The sequence below is a fragment of the Micromonospora alfalfae genome (assembly GCF_022230925.1).
Lineage (GTDB): Bacteria > Actinomycetota > Actinomycetes > Mycobacteriales > Micromonosporaceae > Micromonospora > Micromonospora alfalfae.
In genome coordinates this window covers 124,542-137,445 of sequence record NZ_JAKKFH010000012.1, presented here as the reverse complement: position 1 = coordinate 137,445, position 12,904 = coordinate 124,542, and the positions used below count along the sequence as shown (strand labels likewise).

General features: G+C 68.5%; 8 protein-coding genes. 6 read left to right on the top strand and 2 right to left on the bottom strand.

The annotated features are described in order from the left end of the window. Positions 1–2 precede the first annotated feature (2 nt). Positions 3–1,193, bottom strand: a complete 1,191-nt coding sequence (locus tag MED01_RS12990; RefSeq protein WP_238668784.1) for a serine hydrolase domain-containing protein — start codon at positions 1,191–1,193, stop codon at positions 3–5. Between the two features lie 866 nt (positions 1,194–2,059). On the opposite strand from MED01_RS12990, the gene MED01_RS12985 reads away from it, so the two are divergent. From MED01_RS12985 to MED01_RS12975, 3 genes are all read left to right on the top strand, one after another. Further along, entirely contained in the window at positions 2,060–2,281 is a 222-nt protein-coding gene (locus tag MED01_RS12985; RefSeq protein ID WP_238668782.1) for a hypothetical protein, read from the top strand. Between the two features lie 63 nt (positions 2,282–2,344). Next, a complete protein-coding gene (locus MED01_RS12980; RefSeq protein ID WP_238668780.1) occupies positions 2,345–2,593 on the top strand; it encodes a tyrosine-type recombinase/integrase in 249 nt (82 codons plus the stop codon). 340 nt (positions 2,594–2,933) lie between these two features. Next, on the top strand, positions 2,934–3,737 hold the full coding sequence (locus tag MED01_RS12975) for an HAD family hydrolase (RefSeq protein ID WP_030486293.1): 804 nt from the start codon (positions 2,934–2,936) through the stop codon (positions 3,735–3,737). A 129-nt stretch (positions 3,738–3,866) separates the two neighbouring features. Here the strand turns inward: MED01_RS12975 and MED01_RS12970 are convergent, their stop codons facing one another. Next, a complete protein-coding gene (locus tag MED01_RS12970; protein ID WP_091395499.1) occupies positions 3,867–4,613 on the bottom strand; it encodes a Fic family protein in 747 nt (248 codons plus the stop codon). A gap of 375 nt (positions 4,614–4,988) precedes the next feature. Here MED01_RS12970 and acs point away from each other — a divergent pair, with 375 nt between their 5' ends. From acs to MED01_RS12955, 3 genes are all read left to right on the top strand, one after another. Beyond that, positions 4,989–6,953 (top strand): acetate--CoA ligase, encoded by a 1,965-nt coding sequence (gene acs / locus MED01_RS12965; RefSeq protein ID WP_238668778.1) that lies wholly within the window; start codon positions 4,989–4,991, stop codon positions 6,951–6,953. Positions 6,954–7,220: 267 nt separating this feature from the next. After that, complete coding sequence (locus MED01_RS12960; protein ID WP_238668776.1) at positions 7,221–10,016, top strand: immune inhibitor A domain-containing protein; 2,796 nt, start codon at positions 7,221–7,223, stop codon at positions 10,014–10,016. A 333-nt stretch (positions 10,017–10,349) separates the two neighbouring features. Beyond that, the gene (locus MED01_RS12955) at positions 10,350–12,791 is read left to right on the top strand and encodes an immune inhibitor A domain-containing protein (RefSeq protein WP_238668907.1); all 2,442 of its coding nucleotides are present in this window, start codon (positions 10,350–10,352) and stop codon (positions 12,789–12,791) included. Positions 12,792–12,904: the final 113 nt, after the last annotated feature.

The following is a 12,904-nucleotide window of genomic DNA, read 5'->3' as shown; positions in this document are numbered from 1 at the left end:
GGTCAGTCGTCGATCGCCTGGTAGACGGTGGTCCAGAAGTCCTGCCACATCGGCAGCCGCTGGTCGCCCGCGTGCGCCCGCTGCATGAACACGATCGTCGTCAGGTCCTCGGCGGGATCGTTGTACCAGGCGGTGCCGTAGAAGCCGGGCCATCCGTAACTGCCGACCGAGGGCCCGAGGTGCGTACGGCGGGTCCGGACCGACATTCCGAAACCCCAGCCGATGGCGTCGAAGTAGCCGGGCCAGAACCCGGAGACGGCCTTCTGCCTCGGGGTCAACTGGTCGCTCGTCATCAACGACACCGCCGGCCGCGACAGCACCCGCTCGCCGCCGTGGGCGCCGCCAGCGAGCAGAGCCGAGGCGAAGGCGAGGTAGTCCTGGGCGGTCGAGACGAGACCGCCGCCACCGGACTCGAACATCCGCTGTCGACTGAACCGCCCGTCGGGGGCGTCTTCGACAACCGGCTCGCCGGTGGCGGCGTTGTCCTGCTCGTACGCCGTCGCGAACCGGTCGATGCTCTCGCTACCCACGTTGAAGGCGGTGTCGGCCATTCCCAGTGGCTTGCAGACCCGCTCACGGATGGCGTCGCCGAAGGACATGCCGGTGGCCCGGGCGATGAGCACACCTGTCACGTTGGCGGCGGTGTCGTACATCCAGCGCTCACCTGGCTGGTGCACGAGCGGAAGGGCACCGAGCTGGCCGATCCACTCGTCCGGCGACCGATACTCGAGTGCGTCCAGCGCGTCGGCGATCGGCACGGTTCCCGGCTCGGCGGGGACCATGCCGGTGCCAAGGGTGCCGTCCAGGACGTCCCGCAGCGTTATCGGGCGTTCCGCCCTGACGGTGTCGTCCAGCGGACCGTGCGGATCGGCGAGCACCGTCATGTCCGCCAACTCCGGCAGGAGATCGTCGACCGGGTCATCGAGGCGGACTGTGCAGTCCTCGACGAGGGTCATCGCACACGCGGCGACGATCGGCTTCGACATCGAGCCCAGGCGACAGATCGTGTCGGCCGCCATCGGCGTCTGCGCCCCTGGGCCCTCGAACGCGAGCTGACCCGTCGCCTCGATGTGCACCTCGCCGTGCCGGGCCAGGACGACCACCACGCCCGGGACGAAGCCGGACTCGACGTGGCGCTCAAGCAGCCCTTGCAGCCGAGCCAAGCGCTTCGACGAGAAACCGCCAGCAGCCACCTGTTCCCTCCCCAGCTCGTCCCGCTTGGCAAATTACACGCCACGCGTCGATCGCACGGTCCGCGACAAGGTGGAGGGATCCCGTCCGAGCAGCACCGCCTTCGCGGGGGCGCTCCCGCGATGGAGCGTTTCCAGCAGAAAGGGACGACCCCCGTCGGGGGAAACGGACACAAGTTGCCGGTCACTGCCAACTGATGGCGGCCCTCGTCGACGAGCACGGGCCGAGCGTCGTCGGTTCACGTTCCGGGTCGACCCGCATCGAGGCTCGCGCTGCCTTCTTGCTGCCTCGCTGCCTGACGCCTCGCTTGCAGGCTCTGTGCGCTCCGCCCGCCTGGATTCATCTGCGTTCGGGACCTCGGACGACTGTCCGCGTCCGGCGCCTACTGGCTGCCCTCGTCCCGGCCCGTTGCTGTCACCGGTGCTGTCGACAGCTTTCCCCGCCGCACCCCGACAAGCCGCTAACATGCGGACATGTGCCGGTACGCCGAGACCACCTACAAGGTCCACTACGTGTGCGTATCGTGCCGTCGTAGTCACAAGTACGCCTGGGACGGCGCGAAGCACCCATGCACGTCGTGTCGACAGCCGATGGTCTTTGCTGGACACGACTTCGCGGCCCCCCGTCGGCGCAATGACTCCGGGTGGGCCGCGGTTGCGGCAGTCCTCGGGGCGGGACTGCGCTACGAGGGGTTCGAGGCCTGCGGGTGCTCGCGGGAGCCGAAGTTCCGGCCACGATCGCGCGCCCAAGTCCGGATGCGGCGTCGGGTCGCCAGCCGCTTTGGGTTGTCGGAGGCTGAGGCGATAGCTGCTCGGGATCCGTACGGCCTTGGTTGACACTGTGAGGCTCGCAAAGGCACTGCTTCACGATGACTTGTGAAAGGGCTGGCGACGGCTTGGACGCCGCCGACGACCCGGACCCGCGCACGCTCGTCTTCCACGACCGGGTAGGGCGCCCGCTGCGCCGGTCGAACTTCCGCCGCCGGATCTGGCTGCCCTCGCTGGTCCGCGCCGGGCTGCTCGGCCGGGTCGCCAACACCGGCCCACACCGGTTCCGCGCTTCGTGGCCCGATCGGGAGGGCATCGAGTGATCGGCCGAGTTCACCACTGAACGGGAGGCTGTCGCCTGCGTCGCGGCCAAGGCTGCTGGCGGGATGCGGTTCCACGATCTGCGGCACGCCTACGCCACCTGGCTGGTCACCGACGGCGTCCCGATCAACCTGGTGCAGCGGGTCATGGGCCACGAGCAGGCATCCACGACGCTCAACCGGTACACCCACACCCCGGACGACTACGCCGCCCGCGTCCTGGAGGCGTTCGATGGCTCTGCTGCCCCTTTGCTGCCTCTGGCCGTAGAAACGCTGTCCCTGGACGGTCTGGACGGGCCGGAGGACGACTTGTGAGCTGTGGTGGAGCGTTTCCAGCAGAAAGGGACGACCCCCGTCGGGGGGAGACGGGGGTCGTCGGAGGTTCGGCTCCGGGGGGGTCGAGCCGAACCAACTCAGCGGTCACGGGGGGTGCAACCGCTGAGGGTCTGCCTGTTTCGAGGATGTGAAAGCTCGTCGTACGGACAAGTCTGCCTGAGCGGGCCCGTCACGTCGAGTGGTGCTGCCTCCACTCACTGCGAAAATCTCCTCGCAGAGTGTGAGCGTGATCACGCGGAGCGGAGAGCCCGCAGGTCTGAGGGGTGGCATGACCCCGGGCACCCGCCGACGATAGACCATCCGGCTAGACTTTCGCGCCGTGGGCCGAAGTGCCGCTTTCTTCGATCTGGACAAGACCGTCATCGCCAAGTCGAGCGCCCTGGCGTTCGGTCGGCCGTTCTACCGGGATGGGCTGATCACCCGGCGTGACGTGGTCAAGTCGGCGTACGCGCAGCTGATGTTCCGGCTGGGCGGCACCGACGAGCAGACCATGGCCCGAACACGGGACTACCTGGCTGCGCTCTGCAAGGGCTGGCAGGTGGAGCAGGTCCGCCAGATCGTCGCGGAGACGCTGCACGAGCTGATCAACCCCTACGTGTACGCCGAGGCCGCCGCCCTGATCGAGGAGCACCAGGCGGCCGGGCGGGACGTGGTGCTGGTGTCGGCGTCCGGTGAGGAGATGGTCCGGCCGATCGGCGAGCTGCTCGGGGTGACCGACGTGATCGCCACCCGGATGACGGTGCGGGACGGCCGGTACAGCGGCGAGGTCGAGTTCTACGCGGCCGGCCCGAGCAAGGTTGAGGCGGTCAGCGAGTTGGCCGCCGCCCGGGACTACGACCTGGCTGATTCGTACGCCTACTCCGACTCGTACAGCGATCGCCCGTTGCTGGAGTGCGTCGGCCACCCGAGTGTGGTCAACCCGGACCGGCAGCTGCGCAAGCTGGCGTCGGAGAACGCGTGGCCGGTGCTGGAGTTCCGGCACCCGATCCCGCTGGGCCGGCGGCTGCGGGAACGTCCTGCGGTTCCGGTGGCCGCCGCGGCCCTGGGGGTCGGGGTGGGCGTGGCCATCGGCATCGCCTGGTACGGCCGCCACCGCCGAACCCGAGCAGCCACCACCGCCTGACCACCCGGCCCCACCCCGTCCAGGTCGATCATGGGCTTGTGGTGGGCGCCTTCGGCCAATTGGCACCTTTTGCGGGGCACCACAACTCCATGATCGACACCGCGAGGACGGGCCGGAACCGATCGCCGCTCAGGCGGCGGCGAGGATCTCGTCTCCGATGGCGGTGAGCTGGTCGGTGCCGACCTCGACGGCGGCCATGTAGTGGCGTAGCCAGGAGCGCAGCCCGTCCGGGGTGCCGGTGGCGAAGGCACCGGCCGCGCCGACGTACTCGGGCTCCCGCTCGCGGTGCCCCACGTCGACGGGGAGCAGGCCACGCGGGTCGAGGCCGCTGGCGAGCAGCACCAGCCGGGCCGCCCCGCGGGCCACCACGCCGGACGGCCCGGCGAAGGGGCGCAGGTTCAGCAACTCCCCGTGTACGACAGCGGCGAGCACCAACGGGGAGACCTTCGTGCCGCCGGCGACGAGGCCGGCCAGCCCGTCCAGCCGGGTGGCGACCACCGGGTCCGCGACCGGACGGCCCAGCTCGGCTTCCGACACCAGGTCCCGTGCGGCGAGCACGTGCAGTTTCGCGAGCGCCTGGCGGGGCGCCTTCGGCCACAGCTCACTCAGGCCCGGCAGTGCTCCGGCGACCCGCAGCGCCCCCTGGAGCACCGGGTCGGTGACGGTGCCGGCCCGGACCGCCTCACGCTCGTGCCCGGCCCCCTCAAGGGCCGCACTGGCCACCGCGGAACGGAGGCTGACCTCGGCGGCGACCTGTCCACCGTGCCGGCGCAGCGCCCGGTGCCCGAGCGCCTGGTCGAACCGCGCGCGGGCCTGCTCGACGGCGGCGGCGATGTCGGCGAGCGCGAGCAGGGGCGCGAGCGGGTCGGTGGTCACCCCGCCACGCTAACGACCCGGTCCGGCGCGGCGGGCCGCACCCGCCCGCAACGCGACCCGGACCACCCGACCGGCACGGCACCTCCCGACCCGGCGCGGCAGTCTCGGCAAGATCGACACGGGTTCATGGAAATCGCGGTGTCCAGGTCAGGCGGACACCGCGATTTCCGTGAACCCGTGTCGATCAAGGCACTCGGGCCCACGCACGCCGGCACGGCTCGTGTCGATCGAGGCACTCCGCGCAGGGACGGGCCGCCGGGCGCGCGGCGGGGGCCACTCGGCGCGACGCAGTGGGCAGCCGTGGCCGGTTGCATGCCCCGCGACTACCCTCGTGCCATCGAGACCCAGGTCACCCCGAGGATGAGGAGTCACGGCATGAGCGAGGCATTGGCCAATCTGCTGAACGAGACGCGCCAGTTCCCCCCGCCGGCCGAACTCGCCGCGCACGCCAACGTCACCATCGATGCGTACGCCGAGGCTGAGGCCGACCGGCTGGCCTTCTGGGCGAAGCAGGCGGATCGGCTGGCCTGGTCGAAGAAGTGGGATGAGGTGCTCGACTGGTCGAACCCGCCGTTCGCGAAGTGGTTCGTGGGTGGGCAGCTCAACGTCGCGTACAACTGCCTGGACCGGCACGTCGAGGCGGGCCGGGGCGACAAGGTCGCGATCCACTGGGAGGGCGAGCCGGGCGACACCCGCACCATCACGTACGCGGACCTGCACGAGCTGACCTGCCGGGCGGCGAACGCGCTCACCGACCTGGGGGTGACCGCCGGCGACCGGGTGGCGATCTACCTGCCGATGATCCCGGAGGCGGCGGTGGCCATGTTGGCGTGCGCCCGGATCGGGGCCGCGCACAGTGTGGTCTTTGGTGGCTTCTCCGCCGACTCGTTGAGCAACCGGATCCAGGACGCCAGCGCCAAGGTGGTGATCACCGCTGATGGTGGTTACCGGCGGGGCAAGCCGTCGGCGTTGAAGCCCACTGTGGACGAGGCGGTGGCGAACTCCCCGTCGGTGGAGCACGTGCTCGTGGTGCGCCGCACCGGCGAGGACGTGGCGTGGTCGGAGAAGGACCACTGGTGGCACGAGACGGTGGAGACCGCGTCGGCCGAGCACACCGCGCAGCCGTTCGACGCCGAGCACCCGCTGTTCATCCTGTACACCAGCGGCACCACGGCCCGCCCGAAGGGCATCCTGCACACCACCGGCGGCTACCTCACCCAGGCTTCGTACACGACGCATGCCGTGTTCGACCTGAAGCCGGAGACGGACGTCTACTGGTGCACTGCCGACATCGGCTGGGTCACCGGGCACTCCTACATCGTGTACGGCCCGCTCTCCAACGGCGCCACGCAGGTGATGTACGAGGGCACCCCGGACACGCCGCACAAGGGCCGGTTCTGGGAGATCATCGACAAGTACGGGGTGAGCATCCTGTACACCGCTCCCACCCTGATCCGAACGATGATGAAGTGGGGCGACGACATCCCGGCGGGCTTCGACCTGTCGTCGCTGCGCCTGTTGGGCAGCGTCGGCGAGCCGATCAACCCGGAGGCCTGGATGTGGTACCGGCAGCACGTCGGCCGGGGCGAGCTGCCGGTGGTGGACACCTGGTGGCAGACCGAGACGGGCGCCATCATGATCTCGCCGTTGCCGGGGGTGACCGCGGCCAAGCCGGGTTCGGCGATGACGCCGCTGCCGGGCATCGTGGCCGACGTGGTGGACGACCAGGGCCAGTCGGTGCCGAACGGCGGTGGCGGCTATCTGGTGCTGCGCGAGCCGTGGCCGTCGATGCTGCGCACCATCTGGGGTGACGACGACAGGTTCATCGACACGTACTGGTCACGTTTCCAGGGCATGTACTTCGCCGGCGACGGTGCGAAGAAGGACGACGACGGGCACATCTGGCTGCTCGGCCGGGTGGACGACGTGATGCTGGTGTCCGGGCACAACATCTCGACCACCGAGGTGGAGTCGGCGTTGGTGTCGCATCCGTCGGTGGCCGAGGCGGCTGTCGTCGGCGCGACCGACCCGACCACCGGTCAGGCGATCGTCGCGTTCGCCATTCCGCGCGGCAGCACTGACATCGCTGGCGAGGCGGGCGAGCAGCTCATCGCCGACCTGCGCAACCACGTGTCGAAGACGCTGGGCCCGATCGCCAAGCCGCGGCAGATCATGCTGGTGCCGGAGCTGCCGAAGACCCGCTCCGGCAAGATCATGCGCCGGCTGCTGCGGGACGTGGCGGAGAACCGGTCGCTGGGCGACGTGACCACGTTGCAGGACTCCTCGGTGATGGACCTGATCTCTTCGGGGATGAGCGGTACGAAGTCCGACGAGGACTGACGGTAGGCGTACTCATTGGAGGGTGGCGGTCCGTGCGGACCGCCACCCTCCGTCATGTCTTACGGGCACGGTCCGCGCCGGCTCACCGCTGTCACATCGGTCGGTCGGGGGAGTCTGGAGAAGCTGAACGGGCACAGGCGTAGATCACCTCTGTCCTTTCGGCCAGTTGTGCTTTAGGTTCACGCAGGTTGGAAGAGTTCGACACACATCGCTTCGATGGTCGGCCACGCCAACGTCCTCCTCCCCATGCCCGAGAAACGGAGCGGCATGAACCACAAACCGCAGTCCAGGGCGCGGCGACGACTACTCGTCGCGCTGCCCGCCATCGCCCTCGCGGCCACGTCACTGACCGTGAGTGGCAGCGCGGCGGCCCAGTCGCCGTCCGGCACCCCCCAGGCGGTGATCGGCGCCGACGAGCACTACATCAACTACGCCGAGCCCGAGGTGCAGCCGGACACCACCGGCCGTGAGGTGAAGGGCAAGGGTGGCATCTACACCCCTGCCGCGGAGTCCGCGCGCGCGTTCGACCGCAAGCACGCCCGGGGCAACCCGGTGACCGCACGGCAGCTGGCCAAGGACGAGGCCAAGTCGCTGAAGACGGGTCAGAACCCCCGCAAGTTCAAGAAGGCGCCGACCACCCAGACGGCCAAGCTGCTGACGCTGCTTGTCGAGTTCAACGACAAGGCCAACGACGACTTCACCGGCGTGATGGTCCCCAAGACGGTGTTCGAGGACCGCACCTGCGTCCCCGGCACCGTCCAGAACGGCCCGAAGCACAACAAGATCCCAGACCCGGCGCGCCTGCCCCACGAGGACAACAACTCGATGTGGGTGCCGGACTTCTCGCCGCAGCACTACAACAAGATGCTCTACAGCAAGAAGGGCATCACCGAGCGGGTCCGCACCGACCTGAAGGGCCCGGACGGCAAGAAGGGCATCGACCTGTCCGGCCGCACCATGCACAACATGTACCTGGAGATGTCCAAGAACGCGTACACGGTGGACGGGCAGTCCAGCCCGTGGATCACGGTGCCGCACTCGGAGGGCTGGTACGCGGCCAACCGCTGCTTCCAGGACGAGACCGGCGCGTGGGTTCCCGGCCGTGAGCAGTCGATGAACGGCCACCCGGACAACCCGGCCGGCGCGGGCCGCCTGGCGACCGACGCGATCGACGCGCTCGTCGCGAAGGACCCGAACTTCCCGTGGGCCGACTACGACATCGAGGACCAGGCCGACCGTGACGGTGACGGCAACGTCTTCGAGCCGGACGGCGTGATCGACCACCTGGTGCTGGTGCACGCCGGTCAGGGCAAGTCCCGTGGCGGTGGCGCCGAGGGCGTGTACGCCGTGTGGGCGCACTCCTCCACTGTCGCCGGTGGTTACACCATCCCGGGCACCAACCTGAAGGCGTCGAACTACATCGTGCAGCCGGAGGACGCCGGCGTCGGCGTCTTCGCCCACGAGTTCGGCCACGACCTGGGCTTGCCGGACCTCTACGACACGTCCGGCAACGCCGACTCCGACGTGGACTTCTGGGACCTGATGGCCTCGGGCTCGCACTCTGGTGAGATCTTCCAGGCGCTGCCGACGCACATGGGCATCTGGGACAAGTGGGTGCTCGGTTGGGCCGACCCGCTGACCATCCGCCCCGGGTCGAACCCGCGCGAGGTGAAGCTCGGCCAGACGTCGCGCACCCCTATCGACTCCGAGGACGGCATCAAGGTCGACCTGCCGGACAAGGTGACGACGCTGGCCACCCCGCACAGCGGCACCAAGATGTGGCACAGCAACAACGACCAGGAGTGGGCCGACGTCAAGCTGAGCCGCTCGGTCGACGTGCCCGCGGCGGCCGACTCGAAGTTCTGGATGTGGAACAACTACATCATCGAGGAGGACTGGGACTACGGGTTCGTCGAGCTCTCCACCGACGGCGGTACGACCTGGACCGAGCAGAAGGTGTACGACGAGGGCGGCACGGTGGTCACCACGCCGGACGGCTACCCGGACCCGAACGGCCGCATGAACGACTTCGGCGGCAAGAAGTACGGCCTGACCGGCAGCACCGACGGCTGGCGGCACGACTACGTCGACCTGTCGGCGTACGCCGGTACGACGGTCCAGCTGCGGCTGCGCCAGGCCACCGACGAGGCGTTCGAGGAGCGCAACTGGTTCGTCGACGACTTCTCGGTCACCGGCGGCGGCGCCACCACCTGGAGTGACGACGTCGAGGGCGGCGCCAACGGCTGGACGGCAACCGGCGGCACCTTCGTCGACACCACCGGTGGGGGCTGGAAGGTCTCCAGCGGCACCGAGGTGCACGCCCAGTTCTACCTGGCGGAGTGGCGCAACTTCGACGGCTTCGACAAGGGCCTGAAGTACGCCTACGACACCATCTACTCGCACGAGGCGTGGAAGGTCGACCGGATCTCCTACAACGCGCCGGGCATGCTGGTCTGGTACCGGGACACCGCGCTGGGCGACGTCAACCACGTCACCGGGCAGATGACCGCGCTGCCCAGCTACGGCGCGAAGGGCGGGTTGCTCATCGTCGACTCGCACTTCGACCCGTTGCGGCGCACCGGTGAGGCGGCAGTGAAGGACCCGTCGGTGACGGACAACCTGCCGAGCCGCCCGCAGTCGTCGAACGCGGCCTTCACGTTGCAGCGGACGTACCCGTTCACCGAGTGCCTGGAGGCGGCCGACGAGCCGTACAGCGCCTACTGCACGAAGTTCAAGGGACTGCCGCCGGTGAAGGCGTTCACCGACGCCAAGGGCTACTACCCGGGCATCGAGATGCGCGACGGCGCTGCCTACGCCCGGGACAACGACGCGTCGGTGGTCCTGCCGTCGCGCAACAACGCGCCGTACACCACCCGGGTCACCAACCCGGACGGCAGCCCCGCGCCGGAGTTCTACGGCGTGACCCTGGGCGGCGGCGCGATCGTGCTGGGCACCGGTAACCCCGGCGACCAGGGCGTGAACTACGGCGTCTCGCTGACGATCAAGAAGGCTGCCGGGGACAACTCGTCGGCCATGATCTACGTGACCCCGGCGAAGAAGTAACTGTTTCGCGGATCGACAACTGACTGTGGGGCCGGTGGCGGAGACGCTGCCGGCCCCACTGTCGTATGTGCGATCAGCTTGATCGAAAAATGTCGTTGTATACGTTCGCGTCCGGGTCCACGCTGGTCAGCGTGACTGATGAACCGGCGGGGTGTGACGGTGAAAAGCGTTCCCAACAAAATCTTGCAACAAATCGACGCGTTCGTCTTCCCACCCGTCCCGCCAGTAACTATGTTCACCAATGGTCCCACTAGTGGGATCGATCTCCCACCGGCCCGTACCCCCGTTGGGCCGGTTCCCTCACACCGGAGGTACCACGTGCGCAAAGTCGCAGTGGGTCTGCTCGGGCTCTCACTGACGGCGACAGGCCTGGCTTTCGGCCCGTCCGCCTCGGCGGCGCCTCAGCCCAAACTGCCGGCAGCAGCACCGGCCGCTGCCGAACCACAGGCACTGAAGGATGAGCTCCCCGACAAGCTCGAGGACAAGCGCCGCGAGCTGCGTGAGCAGGGTCTCGCCGACGTGCTGAGCGGGCGCAGCAAGCCGATCGAGCGCAACGGCAGCACTGTCGTCAAGGTCGGCCAGGTCGGCAAGACGGGCACCAACGCCAAGGCGCGCTCCGCCGCCGGCGGCGGCCAGGAGACCAGGGATCAGTACGTCGAGCTCAAGCGTGAGCGGACCGACAAGATCTTCGTGATTCTGGCCGAGTTCGGTGACGAGCGGCACCCGTCCTTCCCGGACAAGGACATGAACCCGGACATCGCCGGACCGGCGACGTTCGACGGTCCGTTGCACAACAAGATCCCCGAGCCCAACCGGGCCGTGGACAACTCCACCATCTGGCAGCCGGACTTCAGCCCGGAGCACTTCCGCCAGCTCTACTTCGGCACCAACCCGGGCGACGAGTCGCTCAAGCAGTACTACGAGGCACAGTCCTCGGGTCGCTACACCGTCGACGGTGAGGTGACCGACTGGGTCAAGGTCAAGTACAACGAGGCCCGCTACGGGCGCTCCGACGACCCGATCGCGGACGACTCGGACGACCCGGCCAACGACCCCGCCGTCTGCGCCGACAACGTCTGCTCGAACACCTGGGCGCTGATCCGCGACGCCGCCAACCAGTGGGTCGCCGACCAGAAGGCCAAGGGCCGGACGGACGCCCAGATCGCCGCCGAGATGAAGTCCTTCGACCAGTGGGACCGTTTCGACTACGACGGTGACGGCGACTTCAACGAGTCGGACGGCTACATCGACCACTTCCAGATCGTCCACTCCGGCGGCGACCAGGCCGACGGTGACCCGCAGCAGGGTGAGGACGCGATCTGGAGCCACCGTTGGTCGGCGTTCAACAGCTCGCCCGTGGGCCCGCCGAACTTCCCGATCGGCGGCACCCAGATCGGCAACACCGGCATCTGGATCCGCGACTACACGATCCAGCCGGAGAACGGCGGCCGCAGCGTCTTCTACCACGAGTACGGCCACGACCTGGGCCTGCCGGACGACTACGGCCCCGCGGACAACAGCAACGAGCACTGGACCCTGATGGCCCAGAGCCGGCTCGGCGCCAAGAACGACGCCGGCATCGGCGACCGTGGCGGCGACCTCGGCGCGTGGAACAAGTTCCAGCTCGGTTGGCTCGACTACGAGGTGGTCGCGGCGGGGCAGAAGCAGACGCTGAAGCTCGGCCCACAGGAATACAACTCGAAGGAAGCACAGGCCGTCGTGGTCGTGCTGCCCCAGAGGGAATACACCTTCAACTACGGTCCGCCGTTCGAAGGCTCCAAGCAGTACTTCTCCGGTAACGACGACAACCTCGACAGCAAGATGACGAGGACGTTCGACCTCACCGGCAAGTCCGCGGCGGCGCTGTCGCTCAAGGGCAAGTACAGCATCGAAGCGGGTTACGACTACCTCTACTTCGAGGCGTCGACAGACGGCGGTCAGTCCTGGACCGACCTGGACGGCACTGTCAACGGCAAGCCGATCGGCGTGGACGGTGCCGGTCGCCCGGCCCTCGCCGGCAGCAGCAACGGCGCCTGGGCGGACATCAACATCCCGCTGACCTCGGTCGCCGGCAAGTCGGCGCAGGTCCGCCTGCACTACGTCACCGACGGTGGCGTCTCCGAGGGCGGCTTCTTCGGTGACGCGATCACAGTGACCGCCGACGGCCAGACCGTGTTCAGCGACGGCGCCGAGACCGACGCCGGCTGGAACCTGGAGAAGTTCGAGGTGGTCGGGGCGACCTACACCCAACTGTTCGACAACTTCTACATCGCCGGCAACCGGTCGTACGTCTCGTACGACAAGTACCTGAAAACCGGCCCGTACTTCTTCGGCTACGCGAACACCCGCCCGGACTGGGTGGACCACTACGCGTACCAGGAGGGCCTGCTCATCTCGTACTGGAACACCCGGTTCTCCGACAACAACACCGCCCCGGCCTCCCCGACCAACCCGGGTGGTCACCCCGGTGAGGGTCGCAACCTGTACATCGACGCGCACCCGCGCCCGATCTACAACCTGACCGGGGCACCGTGGCGGGCCCGCGTCCAGATGTACGACGCGCCGTTCAGCCTGAACAAGGCCGACTCGTTCACCCTGCACCTCAACAGCCAGCCGCAGTACATCCGTGGCCAGGCCGCTGAGCCGCTGTTCGACGACACCAAGAAGTACTTCTACGAGGAGCTGCCGAACCACGGCGTCAAGCTCCCCGCGACCGGTGTCAAGATCAAGGTTCTGGAGCAGGACGGCACCTCGATGAAGATCCGGATCAGCTGACCACTGATCCCGCACCAACCAGCGACGCCCGGGCAGGTCACCTGCCCGGGCGTCGCCCTTTCTGCGCCACCTCCCCGGTGGCCCGGACCGAGTTGGTCGAGCCGGTTCCCCTG